At 30.8% G+C, this 22109-nt stretch carries 21 protein-coding genes; 15 read left to right on the top strand and 6 right to left on the bottom strand.

From position 1 onward, the window contains the following. Positions 1-1353: an HlyD family secretion protein gene (locus FHS04_RS02285; protein ID WP_106677712.1), complete on the top strand. Its 1353-nt coding sequence runs from the start codon at positions 1-3 to the stop codon at positions 1351-1353. Positions 1354-1355: 2 nt separating this feature from the next. Further along, positions 1356-2738, top strand: coding sequence for a TolC family protein (locus tag FHS04_RS02290; RefSeq protein ID WP_106677709.1), 1383 nt, complete (start codon positions 1356-1358; stop codon positions 2736-2738). Here FHS04_RS02290 and FHS04_RS02295 read toward each other — a convergent pair. Next, positions 2731-3495: a hypothetical protein gene (locus FHS04_RS02295; RefSeq protein WP_106677706.1), complete on the bottom strand. Its 765-nt coding sequence runs from the start codon at positions 3493-3495 to the stop codon at positions 2731-2733. The two genes, FHS04_RS02290 and FHS04_RS02295, sit on opposite strands and share 8 nt — an antisense overlap. 360 nt (positions 3496-3855) lie before the next feature. Between FHS04_RS02295 and FHS04_RS14325 the strand changes: the two genes are divergently transcribed. Beyond that, positions 3856-3987 carry a hypothetical protein gene (locus FHS04_RS14325; RefSeq protein WP_255593076.1) on the top strand — a complete coding sequence of 44 codons (132 nt, stop codon included), beginning with the start codon at positions 3856-3858 and terminating at the stop codon, positions 3985-3987. A 37-nt stretch (positions 3988-4024) separates the two neighbouring features. On the opposite strand, the gene FHS04_RS02300 is transcribed toward FHS04_RS14325, so the two are convergent. Beyond that, positions 4025-6001, bottom strand: coding sequence for an alpha-ketoacid dehydrogenase subunit alpha/beta (locus tag FHS04_RS02300; protein ID WP_106677703.1), 1977 nt, complete (start codon positions 5999-6001; stop codon positions 4025-4027). A gap of 135 nt (positions 6002-6136) precedes the next feature. Here FHS04_RS02300 and FHS04_RS02305 point away from each other — a divergent pair, with 135 nt between their 5' ends. The 6 genes from FHS04_RS02305 to FHS04_RS02330 all read left to right on the top strand — a co-directional run bounded on the left by FHS04_RS02305 (position 6137) and on the right by FHS04_RS02330 (position 10403). After that, positions 6137-7084: an isopenicillin N synthase family dioxygenase gene (locus FHS04_RS02305; RefSeq protein ID WP_106677700.1), complete on the top strand. Its 948-nt coding sequence runs from the start codon at positions 6137-6139 to the stop codon at positions 7082-7084. Positions 7085-7155: 71 nt separating this feature from the next. Continuing rightward, positions 7156-7482 (top strand): translation initiation factor, encoded by a 327-nt coding sequence (locus tag FHS04_RS02310; protein WP_106677696.1) that lies wholly within the window; start codon positions 7156-7158, stop codon positions 7480-7482. A 2-nt stretch (positions 7483-7484) separates the two neighbouring features. Then, positions 7485-8417, top strand: a complete 933-nt coding sequence (locus tag FHS04_RS02315) for a DUF1835 domain-containing protein (protein ID WP_106677693.1) — start codon at positions 7485-7487, stop codon at positions 8415-8417. Then, positions 8417-9286: a nucleoside phosphorylase gene (locus FHS04_RS02320; protein ID WP_106677690.1), complete on the top strand. Its 870-nt coding sequence runs from the start codon at positions 8417-8419 to the stop codon at positions 9284-9286. The genes FHS04_RS02315 and FHS04_RS02320 overlap by 1 nt, the downstream gene beginning before the upstream one ends. A 61-nt stretch (positions 9287-9347) precedes the next feature. Beyond that, entirely contained in the window at positions 9348-10202 is an 855-nt protein-coding gene (locus FHS04_RS02325) for a substrate-binding domain-containing protein (RefSeq protein WP_106677686.1), read from the top strand. 3 nt (positions 10203-10205) lie between these two features. After that, positions 10206-10403, top strand: coding sequence for a hypothetical protein (locus tag FHS04_RS02330; RefSeq protein ID WP_106677684.1), 198 nt, complete (start codon positions 10206-10208; stop codon positions 10401-10403). Here FHS04_RS02330 and FHS04_RS02335 read toward each other — a convergent pair whose 3' ends face one another. Further along, positions 10404-11069, bottom strand: coding sequence for a uracil-DNA glycosylase (locus FHS04_RS02335; protein WP_106677682.1), 666 nt, complete (start codon positions 11067-11069; stop codon positions 10404-10406). Between the two features lie 347 nt (positions 11070-11416). Here FHS04_RS02335 and FHS04_RS02340 point away from each other — a divergent pair, with 347 nt between their 5' ends. The 5 genes from FHS04_RS02340 to FHS04_RS02360 all read left to right on the top strand — a co-directional run bounded on the left by FHS04_RS02340 (position 11417) and on the right by FHS04_RS02360 (position 17034). Further along, entirely contained in the window at positions 11417-12907 is a 1491-nt protein-coding gene (locus tag FHS04_RS02340) for a YfcC family protein (RefSeq protein WP_106677680.1), read from the top strand. Between the two features lie 96 nt (positions 12908-13003). Then, the gene (locus FHS04_RS02345; protein WP_106677678.1) at positions 13004-13603 is read left to right on the top strand and encodes a SatD family protein; all 600 of its coding nucleotides are present in this window, start codon (positions 13004-13006) and stop codon (positions 13601-13603) included. After that, a complete protein-coding gene (locus FHS04_RS02350; RefSeq protein WP_106677676.1) occupies positions 13600-14313 on the top strand; it encodes a DUF3307 domain-containing protein in 714 nt (237 codons plus the stop codon). The genes FHS04_RS02345 and FHS04_RS02350 overlap by 4 nt, the downstream gene beginning before the upstream one ends. Positions 14314-14413: 100 nt before the next feature. Next, the gene (locus FHS04_RS02355) at positions 14414-16591 is read left to right on the top strand and encodes an endonuclease MutS2 (protein ID WP_106677673.1); all 2178 of its coding nucleotides are present in this window, start codon (positions 14414-14416) and stop codon (positions 16589-16591) included. 26 nt (positions 16592-16617) lie between these two features. Then, on the top strand, positions 16618-17034 hold the full coding sequence (locus FHS04_RS02360; protein WP_106677671.1) for a thiol-disulfide oxidoreductase DCC family protein: 417 nt from the start codon (positions 16618-16620) through the stop codon (positions 17032-17034). 390 nt (positions 17035-17424) lie between these two features. Here FHS04_RS02360 and FHS04_RS02365 read toward each other — a convergent pair whose 3' ends face one another. The 3 genes from FHS04_RS02365 to aroC all read right to left on the bottom strand — a co-directional run bounded on the left by FHS04_RS02365 (position 17425) and on the right by aroC (position 21083). Beyond that, complete coding sequence (locus FHS04_RS02365) at positions 17425-18573, bottom strand: sulfurtransferase (RefSeq protein ID WP_106677668.1); 1149 nt, start codon at positions 18571-18573, stop codon at positions 17425-17427. A gap of 52 nt (positions 18574-18625) precedes the next feature. Continuing rightward, a complete protein-coding gene (locus FHS04_RS02370) occupies positions 18626-19951 on the bottom strand; it encodes a dicarboxylate/amino acid:cation symporter (protein WP_106677665.1) in 1326 nt (441 codons plus the stop codon). A gap of 73 nt (positions 19952-20024) precedes the next feature. After that, a complete protein-coding gene (gene aroC / locus FHS04_RS02375) occupies positions 20025-21083 on the bottom strand; it encodes a chorismate synthase (protein WP_027879035.1) in 1059 nt (352 codons plus the stop codon). A 175-nt stretch (positions 21084-21258) separates the two neighbouring features. On the opposite strand from aroC, the gene FHS04_RS02380 reads away from it, so the two are divergent. After that, complete coding sequence (locus tag FHS04_RS02380; protein WP_027879036.1) at positions 21259-22095, top strand: UDP-2,3-diacylglucosamine diphosphatase; 837 nt, start codon at positions 21259-21261, stop codon at positions 22093-22095. Positions 22096-22109: the final 14 nt, after the last annotated feature.

The raw sequence follows: 22109 nt of genomic DNA on the forward strand, positions 1-22109 counted from the left end.
ATGTTAAATATTTCAAATAATAAGCTTGATAATAGGTTAGATTTAACCAAGTACGAGTGCGGTAAAAAAGCATTTGGTAAAGAGCATTTTAAAGCGTTTAACCGCTTTTTAGTAACCTTTGGTGTTGTAGGTATAATAATATTATTCTTACCATGGACCCAAAATATAACAGCAGCAGGTAAGGTTACAACCTTAACACCAGATCAACGTCCACAAACCATACAATCTCCTATACCTGGTCGTATAGAAAAATGGTATGTAAGAGAAGGTGATTTTGTAAAAAAAGGAGATACAATTCTTCATATTTCTGAAATTAAGAATGAATATTTTGACCCTAATTTAGTTGAAAGAACCGATCAACAAATAAAAGCCAAATCATCTTCAGTTTCATCTTACGGCGAAAAAGTTAAAGCGCTTAACACACAAATAGCTGCTTTAAGTAACGAAAGAAAGTTAAAGTTGCAACAAGCAGAAAACAAACTATTACAAGCCAGATTAAAAACCAAAAGTGATAGTATAGATTTTGAAGCTGCAAAAACAAATCTAAATATTGCTGAAACTCAATTTAATCGTACACAACAATTACAGTCAGAAGGTTTAAAAGCAATTACAGATGTAGAAGCTAAACGATTAAAATTACAAGAAACTCAAGCAAAATTAATATCACAAGAAAATAAATTTTTAGCATCTAAAAATGAAATTATCAACGCACAAGTAGAGCTAAATCGTATAGATGCCGAGTATGCAGATAAAATTTCAAAAGCAAGAAGTGATAAATTTACTGCGCAATCTAATCAGTTTGACGCCGAAGCTCAAGTATCAAAATTAGAAAGCGACTACACAAATTATTCTATACGTAATGATATGTATTACATCAAAGCACCACAAGATGGTTTTATTAATAAAGCTATTAAAGGTGGTATTGGCGAAACTTTTAAAGAAGGAGAGCAATTAGTAGGTATTATGCCTTCTAAATATGATATAGCTATAGAAACATTTGTAGATCCAATAGACTTACCTTTAGTACATTTAGGTGAAGAATTTAGAGTACAGTTTGATGGTTGGCCTGCCATAATATTTAGCGGTTGGCCTAACGTATCTTATGGAACATACGGTGCAAAAGTTGTAGCTATAGAACGTTTTATAAGTCCAAACGGCAAGTTTAGAATACTATTAGCACCAGATGAAAACGATTATGATTGGCCAGAAGCTATTAGAGTTGGTTCTGGAGCCAGAACAATAGGTTTATTAGAAGATGTGCCTATTTGGTTTGAATTATGGCGACAGCTTAATGGTTTCCCTCCAAATTACTATCAACCTGAAGATGCTTCAAACACAAAGACTAAAAAATAAAAATGAAAAACACATTTATTTTCATATTTAGCCTCTTACCTATCCTATTACTAGGTCAAACTTTAGATAGTTTAAGTTATACCGAATATTTAGGTTATGTAAAACAATATCATCCCATAGCAAAACAAGCAGATTTAAAGTTGGCATCTGGTGAAGCGACTTTACTAAAAGCTCGTGGAGGATTTGACCCTAAAGTTGAAGGTAGTTTTAACGAAAAAGACTATAAAAACACAGAATATTACGAAAGACTAAATGCAACTTTTAAAGTCCCAACATGGTACGGTATAGAGTTAAAAGCAAACTTTGAAGAAAACTCAGGATATTATTTAAATCCTGAAAATACAGTCCCTGAAGATGGCTTATTTAGTGCTGGTGTAGCTTTTTCGGTTGGACAAGGATTATTTATCAATAAAAGAATGGCAGATTTAAGAAAAGCCAAATTTTTTAGAGAACAAACTGTTGCAGAGCGTAAACTAATGGTTAATGAGGTTATTTATAATGCTTCTATAGCCTATTTTAATTGGGTTCAAGCCTATAATGAAACTAAAATTTATGAGAATTTTTTAAATAACGCTACTACAAGATTTAATGGTGTAAAATCAAGTGTTTTAGCTGGTGATAAAGCAGCTATAGATAGTTTAGAATCTGGTATAACAGTAAAAAACAGAAAATTAGAATTAGAACAAGCTAAAGTTAAATTAATAAAAGCAAGACTTGAAGCTTCAAATTACATTTGGCTAAACCAAACACCTGTAGATATTAGCGAAACTATAAAACCAGTAACAATTAATGAAGAAGAAATTGATAATGTTTTAGCTTTAAATCAATTAGAAAGTTTTCAATTAAATAATCATCCAAAACTAATTGCTTTGCAAAGAAAAATAGATGGTTTAGGTGTAGATCAAAAATTAAAAGCTAATAAATTACTACCTAAAATAGATTTAGAATATAACTTTTTAACCGAAACACCAGATATTTCAAATTCCTTTAATTCATCAGCATACAAAGCAAAAATAAGTGCTGCTTTCCCTTTGTTTTTAAGAAAAGAACGTGGTGACTTAAAACTATCTAAATTAAAAGTACAAGATGCTAATTTTGAATTATCTGATACCCAATTACAATTAAAAAATAAAATAGATGCTATTACTAAAGAGTTAGAATCTTACGTTACACAAAACAAACTTATTAAAGACATAGTCCAAGATTATGATGCTATGTTAAAAGCAGAAGAACGTAAATTTAGTTTCGGAGAAAGCTCTGTATTTTTAATTAATACACGAGAAAATAAATTAATTGAAGTACAGGTTAAAGCTGTAAAACTTGAAAATAAATTTCTTTCAACTAAAGCAAAATTGTTTAATAGTTTAGGCGTATTACCTAATTAGATTTATTATTTGAAGTTTGTGTAGAATCATTTTTTTCTACGCTTTGAGATTTTAGTTTTAGAGGACTATCTTTTTCTTTCACTACAATAATCGTTGCTTTTACACCTGTTGCTAAGTTCCATTGGTTAACAGCAATAACATTGCCAAATTCATCTAACACCTGAAACTCTGCTGTATTAGGACCTGAAGTTCCTTGGTTTAAAGCTAAAAAATCTATTTCGTTAATACCTTCATCTAAAGGTAAAAGCAACCCATTAAATCCAGATGTTAAAACAACGCTAGGTACAACAATGTCTTTATTGATAAATACTCTAATTTTATCACCATCAGGATATTGATGATCACGATAAATAATGTTTACGGCTTTTGCTGTGGTACGATATTCACCTAAAAACTGATTAACTAAGCTACCGTTATTACTTTTTTCGTCGTCTTCTTTAAATTTTAATTGTCTATCCAGTTGTTTTTTAAATAATTCACCAGGATTTCTCAAATTATTTTTTTCTACCATAGAAAATTCTTTTTTAGGTAAAGCTTCTGTTTTAGCATCATTTGGTGCAGTTACTACATTATCGTTATCGTCTGGTTTTATATCATTTTGCTGCTCTTCTACAGGTTCAATAATTAATTCTGGGTCATCTTTTGGATCTTCAGTTTCTTCAGCAGGTATTGCAATACCAATTCTTTCACTATCAATTTGAGAAAAACTTGATACTGTTATTGAAAAAAATATTAAGAATGAAATTAAAATCTTCATGTTTAAATTAATTGGTACTAAATTAATTCAAAAACTATACCTAAATACTAAAATTATATTAATCCTTGTTAATATACTATTAACACTATAAGCAAAAGGGTTTTATTAATTTTTTTACAATATACATAAATGTTAAAAATTGTTAAAACAGTATTATGTTATACAAAGTACTGTAACATTTTTGTTTTATACTCGTCATATAGGTGTAAATCATTTTAAATCAATCAAATAAAACTATTAATTATGAGAACTTTAAACAACAATCGATTATCAGAAACTTTAAAAGGAACTAAAAGTAACGTTTGGAATAGTAAAAGACGTTATAGACACTAAGTAAATAACAACTAAACCACAAAGATCATGAAAACACCAAAAATTATAAGAAGACTAAATCAAAATACTTTATCAAACGTACACTGTAATAGAGAAATCTTTAGGTTTAGTTGTACAAAAAACGGATTATGGCGAGGCGTTAAACGCTATGCACACTAATAAAAAAAGCAAGTGAAATTCACTTGCTTTTTTTATTTTAATACTCTAATAATTTTAATAGTTCTTCTTCAAATTTTCCTTTTGCTAAATATTGTTCTTCTAACTGATTAATAAAAGGAATTGGTGTATCTAAACTTGCTACACGTTTTACTGGTGCATCTAAATGTTCAAAACAATGTTCCATTATTAAAGATGATATATCACTAGCAATACCACCAAATAAAGAATCTTCTTGCAGAATAATAGCTTTACCTGTTTTTTTAACAGAAGTATAGATAGCTTCTGTATCTAAAGGTTGAAGTGTTCTTAAATCTATAACATCTGCTGAGATGTTAGAATGTACGTCTAATGTATTTAAAGCCCAATGTACAGCTGCACCGTAAGTAATAATTGTTATATCATTACCTTCTTTTAATAATGAAGCTTTACCAAATGGCAATGTGTAATAATCGGTTGGTACTTCTTGTCTAATACTTCTGTATAAGGCTTTGTGCTCAAAAAACAGTACAGGATTTGGATCACTAATAGCAGTAGCTAATAAACCTTTTGCATCATAAGGAAACGCAGGAAACACAACTTTTAAACCTGGTGTTTTTGTAAACCAAGCTTCATTAGTTTGACTATGAAATGGTCCAGCAGCAACACCTGCACCACATGGCATACGTAATACCACATCTGCATTTTGGCTCCAACGGTAATGTGATTTTGCTAAATAATTAACTACTGGATTAAAACCTGAGGTTACAAAATCACTAAACTGTAGCTCTACAACACTTTTAATACCAGCAATACTTAATCCCATTGCAGATTCTATAATGGCAGATTCACAAATAGGAGTATTACGAACACGTTCTTTACCAAAAGCTTCGACAAAGCCTTCTGTTATTTTAAAAACACCACCATATTCAGCAACATCTTGTCCCATAATTACAAGATCTTCATGACGTTGCATAGATTGTTTTAACCCTTCAGAAATAGCATCTACTAAACGTAATTCTGACGTGTTTTCTTTTGGTTTAATGTCTTGGTATTTAAACTCTTGAAACACATCATTTAATTCAGTGTTTAAATTTGGCGTAATTGGTTCTTCCGCGAAAGCGATTTTTAAATGTTCGTTTATTTCGTGTATAATTTCTTCTTTAATTTTAACCTCTTCTTCATCGGTTAAAAGACCTTCATTTTTTAAAAATTCTTGATAGTTTTCAATTGGATCTTTTTTAGCCCATTGATCCATCAAATCTTGCGGTACGTATTTGGTACCACTAGCCTCTTCATGACCACGCATTCTAAAGGTTTTAAATTCAATTAATACAGGACGAGGATTTTTACGGATGCTTTCTGTAATTTCAGAAATTTTTGTGTAAACCTCTAAAATATTATTGCCATCTATAATATGACTTTCCATACCGTAACCAATAGCACGGTCTGCTAAATTCTCGCAATTGTATTGCTCTTTTGTTGGTGTAGACAAACCATAACCGTTGTTTTCTATACAAAATAGCACAGGTAATTGCCATACAGAAGCAACGTTTAAGGCTTCGTGTATATCGCCTTCACTTGTTCCGCCTTCACCTGTAAACACTGTAGTTACTTGGTTTTTGTTTTTTAGTTTAGAAGCTAAAGCAATACCATCTGCTACACCAAATTGTGGTCCCAAATGGCTAATCATACCTACAATCTTATATTGCTGTGTACCAAAATGAAAACTTCTGTCTCTACCTTTTGTAAACCCATTAGCTTTTCCTTGCCACTGCGAGAATAAACGGTATAACGGGATGTTTCTTGTTGTAAAAACACCTAAGTTACGGTGCATTGGTAAAATATACTCTTCGTCTTGCATAGCAGATGTTACTCCTACCGCTATGGCTTCTTGCCCAATACCAGAAAACCATTTACTTATTTTACCTTGTCTAAGTAAAATAAGCATCTTTTCTTCAATTAATCTAGGTTTAAGTAAACGCTTGTAAAGATCTAACAGCGTATCGTTATTTAGGGTTGATTTGTCAAATTTCATTAATAAGCTTTCAAAAATTGAAAATATGATAATATATACTATGCCAAATATAGTATAATTACGAATAAAATAAACTACTGTTTTTGCTTAGTTTTCGTTACATTTGTAGTTAGAAGATTATAATTTTTACACATTATGAATAAAATACCTAGTGTTAATTTAGAGGATTTTCTATCTGATGATCCTAAGAGAAAACAAAAATTTGTAGATGAAATTGGAAAAGCTTACGAAGAGATAGGTTTTGTAGCGCTTAAAGGTCATTTTTTAGACGATAAATTAGTAGACGATTTATATGAAGAAATAAAGAACTTTTTTGAATTACCTTTAGAAACTAAGCAGAAATACGAAATACCTGGCATTGGTGGACAACGTGGTTATGTGTCTTTTGGAAAAGAAAGTGCAAAAGGTAAAAAAGAAGGCGACTTAAAAGAGTTTTGGCATTTTGGACAATATGTAGAAGATGATCTACAACGAGCTAAAGAATATCCAGAAAATGTAGAAGTTAAAGAAGTTCCTAATTTTAATGTCGTTGGAAAAAAAGCATACCAAACTTTAGAAAAAACGGCTAAGTATGTATTACGTGCTTTAGCGCTTCACTTAGGTTTAGAAGAAACGTATTTTGATAATTATATCCATAACGGAAACTCCATTTTAAGACCAATTCATTACCCACCAATTACTCAAGAACCAGATAATGCGGTTCGTGCAGCAGCACATGGTGATATTAACTTAATCACTTTATTAATGGGCGCACAAGGTCGTGGTTTACAAGTTCAAAACCATAATGGAGATTGGATTGATGCTATTGCAGAACCTGATGAATTAATGATTAATGTTGGTGATATGTTATCACGCCATACTAATAATAGATTAAAATCTACAATTCACCGTGTTGTTAATCCTCCAAGAGAATTATGGGGAACTTCACGCTACTCTATTCCTTTCTTTATGCATCCAATTAGCGAAATGAAATTAGATGTATTAGATAGTTGTGTAGACGAAAACAACCCTAAGCAATATGAAGATATTACTGCTGGAGAATTTTTAGACCAACGCTTAAGAGAATTAGGGTTAAAAAAGTAAACAGTTGTTAGTCTTCAGTTATTTTTTTACATAACTGAAGGCTACACACTGCCAACTTAACAATACAATACATGGATTTACAAGATCAATTAAAAAATCTATTTCCTGATCACGTCCCAGAAGAAACCGAAGAACAGCAAGAAAAAAGCAATATTTGGTTACAAGATGATCCTATAATTTGTAAATACGAAAAACGTAAAGGAAAACCCATTACAATTTTAGAAGGATATACTGGTGCTGATGAAGATTTCAAACTACTAGCTAAAGAGTTAAAACAAAAACTAAGCGTTGGTGGTAGTTTTAAAAACGATAAAATCATTATTCAAGGTGATTATCGTGATAAAATTATGGAAATATTAAAAGATAAAGGCTTTAATGTAAAACGTGTTGGAGGCTAATTATGGGTAAAAAAACGCTTCATATTACAAATGGTGGTGTATTAACAGAGTATTTAACCAAATTAGATTTTGAAGGCGACATGCTAACATGGCACGAAATGTTGTGCGTTGGACCTACTACAAAAGAAATAGATAATGATTATTTTTTCAGTATTAGAAAAAATTTTATCGAGTCTACTTATAATATTCCTTACAAAGCAGAAGTTTTTAAAAAAGAGCTAGATAAACTTTCAGAATTAGAAAGTTACGAAGAAGTTATCCTTTGGTTTGAATATGATCTGTTTTGCCACATCAATATGATAGCTGCAATAAGTCTTCTAAAACAAAAAAAATGTCAATTACCTATTAACTTAGTTAATTGTGGGAAAATTGAAGGAGAAAAACAACTTAAAGGCTTTGGTGAGTTAACTCCAGAACAAATTCAGTTAAATTACGAAAACAGAATTCAATTAAATGTAGACGATATTGCTTTTGCTCAAAAAGCATGGCGTATTTACTGCGAAAACGACCATAATTTATTAAAAGAATTAATCGTACGTCCATCAAATTACATTTACATGAGCAATTGTTTAAAAGCGCACATGAAACGTTTTCCAGATACAAGATCAGGATTAAATATGATGGAGTATAATCTTTTAAAGCTAATTAATGAGTATAAAATAAAAGATCGCCATCATTTACTTGGTTATGGCTTGCATTATCAAGGTTATTACGGTTATGGAGATATCCAAATAAAAAGAATAATTGATAATATTTCAATATTCTATGACGAAAAAGAAGAACAGTTAACCCTTAACAGAAATGGACATTTAGCTTTAGAGCATCAAAAAAACTTCTTTGAAGAAATGAAATCAGACTTCCAATTTGGAGGCGTAAAAAAGTTAGATTTCCAATATTTAAAAACCGAAAGTAAATTAGTAAATACCATCAAATAATGGCAATACAAGAATCAGAACTAATCTTAAATCCAGATGGTAGTGTTTACCACCTTAATTTAAAACCAGAACATATATCAGATACCATCATCTTTGTTGGTGATCAAGACCGAGTAGAAAAAATAACAAAACACTTTGACAGCGTAGAAGTTTCTATTCAAAAAAGAGAATTTAAAACACAAACGGGCACTTACAAAGGAAAACGCTTAACCGTTATTTCTACAGGTATCGGACCAGATAACATAGACATTGTCTTAAATGAATTAGATGCATTAGTAAACATAGATTTAAAAACTAGACAACCTAAAGAACAACTAACATCGTTAAATATTGTACGTGTTGGTACTTCTGGCTCTTTGCAAGCAGATATACCTGTAGATTCTTTTGTAATGGCGTCTCACGGTTTAGATTTAAACGGAATGCTACACTTTTATCAGATAGATCATATTAGTAACCCAGAAATCGAAGATGCATTTATAAACTTTACAAATTGGGACAGTAAAAAAGCACGTCCAATTATCATAAATAATAGTAAAGCTTTAGAAAAACAATTTGAAGGACCAAATATTTTTAAAGGCATGACAGCAACAGCTGGAGGATTTTACGGTCCACAAGGTAGAGTATTAAGATTACCTCTTTTTGATGCAGATTTAAACCAAAAAATGGATACATTTAACCATGATGGTTTTAGAGTCACAAACCTAGAGATGGAAACATCTGTAATTTACGGTCTATCAAAACTTTTAGGCCACAATGCACTATCACTTAATGCAATAATTGCAAATCGTGCTAATGGAACTTTCAGTAAAGATCCAAAAAAAGTAGTCGAAAACTTAATAGAATACACGCTTGATAAGTTTGTTAAGTAATTAAACTTTATAAACATATCTAAGTATTTCGCTTTCGCGGAAAAACATAACAATACATTAAATGAAACAAATAAACATTGGTGGCGTACCAGAACATTTCAATCTGGCTTGGTATTTAGGCTTAAAAAATGGAGAATATAAAGATGCAGGCATAAATCTACGTTGGAAAGATTATTTTGGCGGAACAGGCGCAATGAACAAAGGTTTACGCGATGGTGATATAGATATGGCTGTTATTTTAACAGAAGGGATTATTAAAGATATAATAGCAGGTAATAAGTCTAAAATTGTTCAAGTCTTTGTAGAGTCGCCATTAATTTGGGGAATTCACGTAGCTTCTAAATCAGATTATAATACAATAGAAAGTCTTAGAAGCACAAAAGCAGCAATAAGTAGATACGGATCAGGATCTCATTTAATGGCTTATGTAAACGCAAAAAATAATAATTGGGATTTAGAAAAAGATCTTGATTTTGAAGTCATAAAAAACTTAGATGGCGCTGTTGAAGGTCTTACAGAAGGTAAAGCCGATTATTTTATGTGGGAAAAATTTACCACAAAACCTTTAGTAGATAACGGTACATTTAGACGTATTGGTAATTGTCCTTCGCCTTGGCCATGCTTTGTGATAGCAGTTAGAGAAGAGTTTTTAAAAACTAACAAAGAAGATGTAAAAACCATTTTAGATATTGTTAATGCTACTACTTCAGAGTTTAAAGATATACCAAGTATTGATCGTATGATTGCTAATAGATATGAGCAAGAATTAGAAGATGTACAAGAATGGTTAAGTCTAACCGAATGGAGCCAAGAAAACATCTCTGAAGCGACTATAAAAAAAGTACAAGATCAACTATTTGATTTAAATATTATACAAGAAAAGTGGAGTTATAAAAACCTTGTTGCCGAATTGTAAACCATGAAAACAATTTTAAAAATCATTGGTTTAGCAATACTCTATCTAATTATAGTTTATGTTGAAATTATAATAGCTTTTCTCATTTTTGGTTCTGGTGCAAGTGCTACTGAAAAATCTTCAACATTAACATTTCAGCTCATAGTATATTTTATACCGTTAGTTATAGTGATTTTGATTGGTAAACGTGTTTTAAAATGATTACCACTCTATCTCCTCTAACCCATTGTTCTTTAAAATAGCATTAGTCTTACTAAAGTGTTTATTCCCAAACCAATATCCGCGATTAGCACTTAATGGAGATGGATGACCTGATGTTAAAACATGATGTTTTTCACTGTCAATTAGTTTGACTTTTTTCTTAGCAAATCCGCCCCAAAGTAAAAATACAACGCCTTCTTTTTGTTCACTTATTGTTTTAATAACAGCATCTGTAAAGGTTTCCCAACCGTGTTTTTGATGGCTACCAGCTTCATGCGCTCTAACAGTTAACGTTGCATTTAGTAAAAACACACCTTGCTCTGCCCAACGTTCTAAATTTCCACTTTTTGGATATGTTTTTTTTACATCTGTTTCAATTTCTTTAAAAATATTAACTAAAGATGGCGGATGCGCAACACCATCATTAACACTAAAACACAATCCATTGGCTTGATCGTAATTATGATACGGATCTTGACCAATAATAACGACTTTTAATTGATCTAACGTACATTTTTTAAACGCATTAAATATTAGGTTTTCTGGCGGAAAGCATTGATATTCTCTATATTCTTCCTTTACAAATTCGGCTAATTTTTTAAAATACGGTTTATCAAATTCGTCTTGTAAAATAGCGTTCCAACTTGGGTTAATATCAACGTTCATAAGTTTGTAAATAAAATGGTAGTCTTCTAATTATAGAAGTGCTTTCAAAGATAAAAATAATACTATCTTTATTTTTTAAAAATGTTTGTCATTTCGATCTTAAGAAAGAAATTACAGCACTTATTGCAACAAGCATTATGAGATATCTCACATGCGTTCGATATGACAAAATAAAATAAGTCATTTCGACTGAAAAGGAGAAATCGCATTATTTAGAAAAAGCGTTATGCGATATTTCATATACATTCGACATGACAACATAAATTAATTGTCATGCTAAGCTTGTCGAAGCATCTTTAAATTAAAATTTAAAATAGTTCTCAGATTATAATAAGTATTTAATACATATGAAAAAACTAAAATTCCCTTCAGCACAAACCATTTTACTAATCATTGCAGGATTAGTAACTTTATTAACTTGGGTTATTCCTGCAGGAAAATACGAAACTTTAGGCTATAACAGTGCTGACAACACATTTACTAAAATTGGTATCACTGAAACTGAAAATTTACCAGCAACTCAACAAACTTTAGAAAACTTAAATATTAAAATTCCTTTAGAAAAATTTACTAACGGAGATATTTATAAACCAATAAATATTCCAAATACATACCATCAACTAAAAGCTAAACCACAAGGTTTTTTTGATTTTGTAAAATCGCCAATTAAAGGAGTTATAGAAGCAGCAGATATCATTTTTTTAGTACTAATTATTGGTGGGTTAATTGGTATTATTAATAGTACAGGAGCTTTTGACGCGGGAATTGGTTGGTTGGCTAACGCATTAAAAGGACGCGAATTTATCCTAATCATATTTGTGACAATATTGGTTGCTGCAGGTGGAACAACCTTTGGTTTTGCTGAAGAAACTATTGCCTTCTTCCCTATTTTAATTCCTGTGTTTTTAGCAGCACGTTACGACGCTATTGTTGGTATTGCGTGTATCTTTTTAGGGAGTACAATTGGCACCATGTGTTCTACAGTTAATCCGTTTAGTGTTATTATAGCAAGCGATGCTGCTGGTATTAGCTGGACAACAGGTATTTGGGGAAGATTTATAATGCTTTTAGCATGTTTAACCATTTCATTAATATATATTATACGTTATGGTAAACGTGTACAAAATGATCCTACTAAATCTATAGTTTACGACCAGCAACAACAAATCGCTGCGCTATTTAAACATGACAAAAAGAAAGTTAATTTTAATAGCAGATTACGTTTAGCCTTATTTGTATTTGCATTATGTTTTGTAATTATGATTTATGGTGTTGTCTTTTTAGAATGGTGGTTTATAGAAATGACTACTACATTTTTAGTTGGATCAATTATTATAGGTGTTATTGCAAAAATTAATGAAAGTGACTTTATAGATACTTTTATTAGAGGCGCAAGTGATTTATTAGGTGTTGCATTAATTATAGGTATTGCTCGTGGTGTGACTGTAATTATGGCTGATGGTTTGATAAGTGATACTTTATTGTTTTACGCAAGCTCTGCAACAGAAGGCATGAATAAAGGTGTTTTTGCAAGCGCTATGACTGCAATCTACGCAGGCTTATCATTTTTTATACCTAGTAGTTCTGGTATGGCTGTGTTGACTATGCCTATTATGTCTCCGTTAGCAGATAGCGTGGGAATTGGAAGAGAAATTGTAGTTAATGCCTACCAATATGGTATGGGATTATTTTATATGATTAACCCTACAGGTTTAATATTAGCCTCTTTAGCAGTAGTAAAAATTGGTTTTGATAAATGGTTAAAGTTTATAATGCCTCTATTTATTACTCTAGTTGTTTTTACATTAATTGTAATGACCATATCTTGCTACTTATAATTATAGTCTTATATAACGATATTTTAAAATATCGGTCTTAAAGACGATTTTTTTGGTAATCGTATTTTAAAACGATATCTTTATAAAAAATTATACATGATAGCAGTATTAACAGGAGATATTATTAACTCTAGACAAGGTCAAACATCGTTGTGGTTAAATCAACTAAAGTCAACACTTAATCTTTATGGACAGACACCAAAAGATTGGGAAATATTTAGAGGCGATAGTTTTCAATTAAAAACAAATCCAGAAAATGCTTTACGTATAGCTTTGCATATTAAGGCTGTAATAAAACAAGTAAAACCTTATGATGTACGCATAGCAATAGGTTTAGGAGAACAATCTTATAATAGTAAAACTATATCTGAATCTAACGGAACTGCTTTTGTTAATTCTGGTGAAGGTTTTGAATCTCTTAAAAAACAAACATTAACAGTTGTATCTGAAAACAAAAAATGGGACAACACGATTAATATTATGATTAATCTAGCTTTGTTAACAGCCAATAGTTGGAGTAATACTGTTGCAAAGGTAATTAGTACAGTGATAGAAAATCCTGAAAAAAACCAAAATGACATTGCTTTACTTTTAGGAAAATCTCAAAGCACCATTAGCGAAGCTTTAAAAAGAGGCGGATATGAAGAAATTATGCAGTTAAACGCGTTCTATAAAGAACAAATCTTAAACCTATGATTGTACTTTTATTAAAACTATTATTAGCTCACGTAATTGGTGATTTTGTGTTACAACCAAAAAAATGGGTCAAGCAAAAAAATAAAAAGAAACATAAATCAAAATACCTTTATTTTCATGTCCTTATACATGCTTTAGCCTTAATAATTCTTTTAAAGTTTAAATTTAGTTTCTGGATAGGTATTTTAGTTATTACAGTATCTCATTATATAATAGATTTAATAAAACTCTATCTAAATAATAAAATAAAAGCGCACTATCTGTTTATTGCAGACCAGATAGCACATATTATAGTAATACTAATTGTTTCAGCTTTATATACAAACTATAAATTTGATATTAATATTATTTACTCTAAAGAAGTCATAGCTTTGTTATTAGCATTAATGACATTAACTTCAGTTTCTTCGGTAATTATGCAACTAATAATGAATAAATGGAAGTTAGATGAAGACGATGCAGAAAACTCTTTAGATAAAGCAGGAAAATACATAGGTATACTAGAGCGTTTGTTTGTCTTTGGATTTATCGTGTTAAATCAATGGAGCGCTATTGGGTTGCTAATAACTGCAAAATCTGTATTTAGATTTGGTGATTTATCTAAAGCTAAAAACAGAAAACTTACTGAATATGTACTAATAGGTACATTGTTAAGCTTTGGTATCGCTATAGCTGTTGGTTTACTTTTTAATTTTGTTATAAAAAAATAGCAGATCAAGTAAATAAAGACTTTTAAAATTTCAATTTACATTTCCGTAAATTTGCAAACAAAACAAAGAAAAAGAGAAATCTGCCTTGCAGAGTTTACCTATGATAAACATTCATCAAAAAACATTACAAGATTTAGAGTTTGCAACCGTTTTAAACCAAGTTAGTGAGTATTGTATCACTGCTTTGGGTAATGAGGCTGCGCTTTCTATTTCGCCATATAAAGACAAAGAGACCTTACTATTTTCGTTACAATTAACTAACGAGTATATTTCGTCTTTTTATAACGATAATCGCATACCAAATCACGGTTTCGATTCAATTACAAAAGAATTAAAACTACTAAAAATTGAAAACACTTTTTTAGAGCCACATAGTCTAAAAAAATTAGTTTCTATATCATTAACCAGTAACGATTTAATCAAATTTTTTAAAAAATTTGAAACCTATTATCCAACTTTACAGCAGTTTAGCAATAAAATTGAAGTTACTACAGATATTATAAACAAAATAGATAGTGTTGTAAACCGATTTAATGAGGTAAAAGACGATGCTTCACCAACATTATACCAACTACGCCAACAAATTAACAAGTTAAAAGGAAAGATTAACTCTAGTTTTACAAGTGCTCTAAACCATTATCATAATTTAGAATACCTAGACGACATTAGAGAATCTGTAGTCGATAATAAACGTGTATTGGCTGTAAAAGCGATGTATAGACGTAAGGTTAAAGGTGCAATTATGGGCGGAAGCAAAACAGGAAGCATTGTTTATATAGAGCCAGAAACCACCTTACAACACACTAGAGAACTTAATAATTTACAATACGAAGAAGGCGAAGAAGTTGTACGTATCTTAAAAGAAGTAACTAATTACATTAGATTTTATTTACCACTTTTAGAGCTTTATCAATCGTTTTTAACTAAAATAGATGTGATTTCGGCAAAAGCAAAATATGCCAAATCGATGAATGCGATTTTACCAGAAATCACAGAAAATCGTGAGCTTTACTTACGTGATGCTTTTCATCCTCTACTCTATTTAAATAATTTAGAAAAAAAGGAAATAACGCATCCACAAACTATTCAGCTTAAAGAAGATAGTCGCATAATAGTTATTTCTGGACCTAATGCTGGCGGAAAAAGTATCACCTTAAAAACTGTTGGTTTATTACAAGTAATGCTACAATCCGGATTGTTAATTCCGGTGCACGAACGCAGTAAAGTTTGCTTATTCGATCGTATTGTTAGTGATATTGGAGATAATCAATCTATTGAAAATCATTTAAGTACTTACAGTTATCGTTTAAAACAGATGAATTATTTCTTGAAGAAAATAAACAAGAATACGCTGTTTTTAATAGACGAATTTGGTACAGGATCGGATCCAGAACTTGGTGGCGCTTTAGCCGAAACGTTTTTAGAAGAGTTTTATGCACGTAAAGCATTTGGAATAATCACGACGCATTATGCTAATTTAAAACTGTTAGCTAATGAAAAAGATGAAATGATTAACGCCAACATGATGTTTAACGAGCGTACATTAGAGCCAATGTACAAACTAGCATTAGGACAAGCAGGAAGTAGTTTTACTTTTGAAGTTGCTCAAAAAAACGGAATTCCGTATAGCTTAATCAACCGCGCTAAAAAGAAGATAGAACGTAGTAAAGTACGTTTTGATGCAACAATTGCTAAGCTTCAAAAAGAACGCGCTAAGCTTGAAAAAACAGGCGAAAACCTAAAGAAAAACGAAAAGAAAAAGCAATCTGAAGCTGATAAGTTAGAAGAAATCAATGCTAAAATTCAGAAAAAATTAGAAAGCTATCAAGAATTGTATGATAGCAATCAGCGTTTGATTTATTTAGGTCAAAAAGTAAATGATTTAGCCGAAGGTTACTTTAACAATAAGCGTAAACGCGAATTGATGTCTGAGTTGTTTAAGCTTGTCCAAATTGAAAATTCTAAACGTAAAAAACAATCTGCCAAACAAGCAAAAGCCGAAAAAGCAAAACAACAAAAAGTAAAACAAGAAGCAGAGAAAAAGGTAGAAGTTATACGTAAGAAAAAGAAAGAAGCGAAGAAAAAAGAAGCCGAAAAACCTGCACCACCAAAACCAGTTTTAAAAGTTGGTGACCGCGTACGTATGCAAGATGGTAAAGCAGTAGGAAGTATTGATAATATTGACGATAAAGGAAAAGCTGTTGTCAACTACGGTATTTTTACGACCAATGTAAGTTTAGACCAATTAGAATTGGTAGAAGCGGTGAAAAAACAGTAAACAATTAGCAATTAACAATATTCAATTTGAACCAGTTACCAAAACATAAACAATTAATACTTTTTGATGGTGTTTGCAATCTGTGCAATAACACTGTCCAATTTGTAATAAAGCATGACAAAAAAAATAAGTTTATGTTTGCGCCTTTACAAGGTAAAGCTGGACAAGAGATCATTAGTAAATACAATATTGATACCGCAAAAACAGATTCAATTTTATTATATTCTGAAGAAAATGGACTTAAGGTGAAATCTACAGCAGCGTTATACATTGCTAAAGATTTAGGCTTTCCTTCTGCTCTACTTACTATTTTTTTAATTATACCTGCTTTTATTAGAAATTGGGTTTACGATTTTATAGCCAAAAACCGCTACAAATGGTACGGTAAAAAAGAAGCTTGTATGATTCCTACACCAGAGTTAAAGAGCAAATTTTTGGAGTAATATGGTTCTTTATAAAATACTCCTATTGTCATAATACTCGAACCGACGAGTTTAAGATTTATAAAACCACGAAACTTCGAGTGTTTATGAAGAATGAGAAAAATATATCTAAAAGCTTTATCTCACCCAAAGTATGAGTTTACTTGATAAAAACTATACTTCCCTAATTACATATTTTTTAGTTTATACTTTCAAATTAATTTAGCATTGAGAGTAAGTAATAGAAGATCTCAAAGCATTACTGTTAACTTAACCCTTACTTCTGTTAGTAAGGAACGAGTTAAGTTCTAAACAAAAGGCATGTCTAACCGTTTGTTTAGCTTAGGTTACTAATGGACAATGTAATGTTTTGAGATTTATTTTTTTTAAGTAAAGAGGTTTAAAATTTAATTATTTTAAAATCTTTTTTAGATAATGATAAGCTTCTTTTTCCATGATATCAAAACCACCATCTGCAAAAGCCATTAATTTTATATCAGCAAATAAATCTGCTAAATCATTACGATAATAGTCATGAGTTTTTACAGCTTCGATAATATTTTGTATGCTTTGGTAATCATTATCTTGGTTAAACTTCTCTTCTACTCTTTTGTAAATATCCTTATCAACTCTAGATAAAATATATTCTTTTTCTTTTTTGGTTTCTTCTAAATCAGAATGAGCAACAAAAATTAAAATGTATGCTAATAATTCTTCTTTAGACCATTGTTTAGGATCTTGCATGTTTCCTGTTGTTAAAGTTCCGTATTCTGTCCACGAACCATCGTAAACGCTATTGTTATAACCTAATAGTGTTGCAGCTAAACTTAAAATTGAAGCTGTAATACCAGAGCCACAAGTAAACACTAAATGTTGATTATTATTTGCTAAATCTTTAAAAGTTGAAGCTATTTGTTCTTTATGCTGAAATTTATGTTCGTTTAAGATATTTTGATATGGCAAATTAAACGAGTTTGGTATATGTCCTGAGCGTAAACCTTCTCTTGGTTCTGGTACGCGACACATAAAACGATCGCTAGACCTTGCATCGATTATCTTAAAATTCGGGTCTTTATTTATAGCTTCTAAAGATTCAAAATAGACAATGTTATTTGGATTGTATTTAGCTATAAAATTTCCTGAGTTATATTGTTTTTTAGTTTTAACTTCTGTTGGAAATTTCTCAGCCTTCCATTCAGGAAAACCTCCATCTAAAACAGCTACATTGTTATGTCCAAATGTTTTAAATAACCACCAAACACGCGGACTTGAATATATTCCAAATTCATCATAAACAACAATAAAATCTTCTTTATTAATACCTAATTTTTGTGCTTCGGTTTGAAATTGAATTTCAGAAGGAATTGTGTTAGGAAATTCTGCTGAAGCATCACTAAAAGCATTCTTTATATCAAAAAATCTAGCATTTTCTATTTGTTGTTCTTCTGATTTAAAGTTGCTTGAAACTTTTTGTATTGTTCCATTTAAAACAACAACGTTTGGATGGCTTAAATGATCTTTTAACCACTTTACAGAAACAATATTATCAAAACCATCCATAATTAGATATTAAGTTTTATCTGTTTAAATTTAGAATAATTATAATACATGATTATTTTACATCTTCATAATTGTCATCCCATTCTTTTGGATGTGGCTCATGCAATTTATCTAACGATTTTGCTACCAACATAGATACAGTAGCATCACCAGTAACATTTACGACTGTACGACACATATCTAAAGGTCTATCTACTGCAAAAATTAAGGCTAATCCAATTGGTAATAATTCCGCAGGAAAACCAATAGACTCTAAAACAATAACCAACATTACCATACCAGCACTAGGCACAGCAGCACTACCTATAGAAGCTAATAATGCGGTTAAAATTATAACAATTTGATTGGTAAACGTTAAACCTTCTGGCCAAATTACCTGCATAATAAAAACAGCTGCTATACCTTGGTACAAACTTGTTCCATCCATATTTACTGTTGCGCCTACTGGTAAAACAAACCCAGAAACTTCTTTATCTACACCAATATGTTCTTCTACACGTTCCATTGTAACTGGTAATGTTGCAGCACTACTTGAGGTTGAAAATGCTAATAATTGTGCTGGACTAATTTGTTTTAAGAACCATAATGGTGATTTTTTAGCATATATGCTTACTAGTAGTAAATAGAAACATACCATTAAGAATAGTCCACCAACAACACATAGTGCATAATATAAAAGTTTTAGTAAAATTTCTGTATCATCAAAAGCTATAATTACGTTTGCCATTAGTGCAAATACAGCGTAAGGTGCAAATAGCATAATTAAATCGACCATTTTCATAATGACCTCGTTGAGCGAATCGAAAAAATCTACCATAGGTTTAGCTTTTTTCTCTCCAATTAGCAACAAACAAATACCAACAAATAATGCAAAAAATATGACTTGCAACATTGAAGCATCTGCAAAAGATTGAAATATATTACTAGGAAAAATATCTACTAAAGGCTGTAATGGACCAGCATCTTTAGTTGCGTTTGCTTTATTTAATTTATCAACAACACCTGCATCATTTTCATACTTCATTTTAATTTTTTCGATGGTATCTTTAGGCATACCTGTACCCGGTTTTGCAATATTTACAATGCTTAAACCAATAACAATAGCTACTAAAGTTGTTGTTATGTAAATACCAATGGTACGTAAGCCCATTTTTTTAATTTTTGAAATATCTTTTAAATCAGATACTCCTTTAATTAATGAAGCTAAGATTAAAGGAACAGCAATTAACTTTAAAAGATTAATAAAAATTTTACCGAATGGAGCAATCCAATGTGTTGTAAATAATTTTCCGCCATCAATGGTATTCATTAAAAAACCAAAAATTATCCCTAGTATCATTCCTATAATAATCTTCCAATGTAACGCTAGTTTCTTCATATAATATATTTCTTTTCCTTAGATAAATTATGTAATTAGTTAGTTTATAGTTTTTTATAAGCTTATTATATTTTTAGTAAATTTTATTGATCAAAAAATAATCAGCTAAAACCAGTGCAGCCATAGCTTCTACAATGGGTACAGCACGAGGTACAACACAAGGATCGTGTCTTCCTTTACCTTGCATTTCAACTTCATTTCCTTCTTTATCAATAGTGGTTTGATCTTGCATAATTGTTGCTACAGGTTTAAAAGCAACTCTAAAATAAATATCCATACCGTTACTTATTCCTCCTTGGATACCACCAGAAAGATTTGTTTTGGTACTTCCGTCAATATTAAATTGGTCGTTATGTTCACTACCTTTCATTTTAGCGCCGCAAAATCCGCTACCATATTCAAAGCCTTTTACGGCGTTTATTGATAGCATAGCTTTACCTAACTCGGCATGTAGTTTATCAAAAACAGGCTCGCCTAATCCAATTGGCACATTTTTTAATACACAAGTTACTGTTCCTCCTATAGTATCACCTTCTTTTCTGATTTGCTTGATTTTTTCAATCATTTTATCGGCATATTCTTCATCTGGACAACGTACAATATTAGATTCTACTTTAGAAAAGTCTAAATCTTGGTAAGGTTTTTCAAGAAAAATATCACCAACAGAAGATGTATAAGCATGAATTTGTATAGTATTAAGCATTTGCTTAGCAATTGCTCCAGCTACAACTCTACTAGCAGTTTCCCGAGCACTACTGCGTCCGCCACCACGATAATCTCTAAACCCGTATTTTTTATCGTATACAAAATCTGCATGACTTGGTCTGTATGCATTTTTAATATGCGAATAGTCTTTAGATTTTTGATTGGCATTTTCTATGACAAAACCAATTGGTGTTCCGGTAGTTTTACCTTCAAAAATACCTGAAAGAAATTTGACTTCGTCTGGTTCTTTACGTTGGGTTACAATTTTTGATTGACCAGGTTTACGACGATTCATTTCGTGCTGGATTGCTTCAAAATCTAATTCAATTCCTGGTGGACAACCATCTATAATTCCGCCAATTGCAGTTCCGTGTGACTCACCAAATGTGGTAAGTTTAAATAAATTCCCGAAGCTATTTCCTGCCATAAATATTTAATTTACGCTAATGTAATCATAAAAAATGCCTAAACAAAACAGGTTTTATTTCAACTTTTAAAAATTGATAATATTAACTTAACAATATACTGATAATTAAATAATTGTAAAGACACGTTGTATTAACAAACATTATCAATATTTGTAGCGTAAAAAATCTAAAGTATTGAAATTTAAAAGAAAAGTTGAAATAGTAGTTATATCTGATGTACACCTTGGCACTTATGGTTGCCATGCTAAACAACTTCTTACCTATTTAAATAGTATAGAACCAAAACATTTAATTTTAAATGGTGATATTATAGATGTTTGGCAGTTTAGTAAGCGTTATTTTCCTAAATCACATATGCAAGTGATTAAAAAAATTGTATCATTTGCTGCAAAAGGAACAAAAGTAACTTACATTACCGGAAATCATGACGAAATGCTTAGAAAGTTTACTGATACCGAAATTGGTAACATTGCAGTTGTTAATAAATTAGTTTTAGAATTAGACGATAAAAAAGCTTGGATTTTTCATGGAGATGTTTTTGATGCCTCAATCCAAAATGCTAAATGGTTAGCAAAACTTGGTGGTTATGGTTATGACCTTTTAATTTTAATAAACCGTTTTACTAATTGGATGTTAGTTAACTTAGGAAAAGAAAGATATTCTTTATCAAAACGTATCAAAAACAGCGTAAAATCTGCAGTTAAATACATTAGTAATTTTGAAAAGACAGCAACAGATTTAGCTATAGAAAACGGTTACGATTATGTTATTTGTGGTCATATACACCAGCCTAAAAATGAAATCGTAGAGTCTAAAAAAGGAAAAACTCACTATTTAAATTCTGGTGATTGGGTTGAAAACTTTACTGCTTTAGAATATCAGTTTAAACGCTGGAAATTATACAAATACAGCGAAGATAAACTTTCTGCTTTTTATGCTGATGAAGATCTTAAAGAAATGACAGAAGCCGAATTGATTGCGGCAATTACAGTTATGAAACCAATGAAATAATTCGGTTTTTTAAA

The organism is Mesoflavibacter zeaxanthinifaciens subsp. sabulilitoris, from assembly GCF_014191595.1.
In the GTDB taxonomy this organism is placed as follows: Bacteria; Bacteroidota; Bacteroidia; order Flavobacteriales; family Flavobacteriaceae; genus Mesoflavibacter; species Mesoflavibacter zeaxanthinifaciens.

Coding starts and splice junctions, on each gene's coding strand:
- FHS04_RS02345 (WP_106677678.1), top strand. CDS start 13,004: ATGATAGCAGTATTAACAGGAGATATTATTAACTCTAGACAAGGTCAA.
- FHS04_RS02310 (WP_106677696.1), top strand. CDS start 7,156: ATGGATTTACAAGATCAATTAAAAAATCTATTTCCTGATCACGTCCCA.
- aroC (WP_027879035.1), bottom strand. CDS start 21,083: ATGGCAGGAAATAGCTTCGGGAATTTATTTAAACTTACCACATTTGGT.
- FHS04_RS14325 (WP_255593076.1), top strand. CDS start 3,856: ATGAAAACACCAAAAATTATAAGAAGACTAAATCAAAATACTTTATCA.
- FHS04_RS02365 (WP_106677668.1), bottom strand. CDS start 18,573: ATGGATGGTTTTGATAATATTGTTTCTGTAAAGTGGTTAAAAGATCAT.
- FHS04_RS02355 (WP_106677673.1), top strand. CDS start 14,414: ATGATAAACATTCATCAAAAAACATTACAAGATTTAGAGTTTGCAACC.
- FHS04_RS02295 (WP_106677706.1), bottom strand. CDS start 3,495: ATGAAGATTTTAATTTCATTCTTAATATTTTTTTCAATAACAGTATCA.
- FHS04_RS02350 (WP_106677676.1), top strand. CDS start 13,600: ATGATTGTACTTTTATTAAAACTATTATTAGCTCACGTAATTGGTGAT.
- FHS04_RS02340 (WP_106677680.1), top strand. CDS start 11,417: ATGAAAAAACTAAAATTCCCTTCAGCACAAACCATTTTACTAATCATT.
- FHS04_RS02325 (WP_106677686.1), top strand. CDS start 9,348: ATGAAACAAATAAACATTGGTGGCGTACCAGAACATTTCAATCTGGCT.
- FHS04_RS02330 (WP_106677684.1), top strand. CDS start 10,206: ATGAAAACAATTTTAAAAATCATTGGTTTAGCAATACTCTATCTAATT.
- FHS04_RS02305 (WP_106677700.1), top strand. CDS start 6,137: ATGAATAAAATACCTAGTGTTAATTTAGAGGATTTTCTATCTGATGAT.
- FHS04_RS02285 (WP_106677712.1), top strand. CDS start 1: ATGTTAAATATTTCAAATAATAAGCTTGATAATAGGTTAGATTTAACC.
- FHS04_RS02290 (WP_106677709.1), top strand. CDS start 1,356: ATGAAAAACACATTTATTTTCATATTTAGCCTCTTACCTATCCTATTA.
- FHS04_RS02320 (WP_106677690.1), top strand. CDS start 8,417: ATGGCAATACAAGAATCAGAACTAATCTTAAATCCAGATGGTAGTGTT.
- FHS04_RS02370 (WP_106677665.1), bottom strand. CDS start 19,951: ATGAAGAAACTAGCGTTACATTGGAAGATTATTATAGGAATGATACTA.
- FHS04_RS02315 (WP_106677693.1), top strand. CDS start 7,485: ATGGGTAAAAAAACGCTTCATATTACAAATGGTGGTGTATTAACAGAG.
- FHS04_RS02300 (WP_106677703.1), bottom strand. CDS start 6,001: ATGAAATTTGACAAATCAACCCTAAATAACGATACGCTGTTAGATCTT.
- FHS04_RS02335 (WP_106677682.1), bottom strand. CDS start 11,069: ATGAACGTTGATATTAACCCAAGTTGGAACGCTATTTTACAAGACGAA.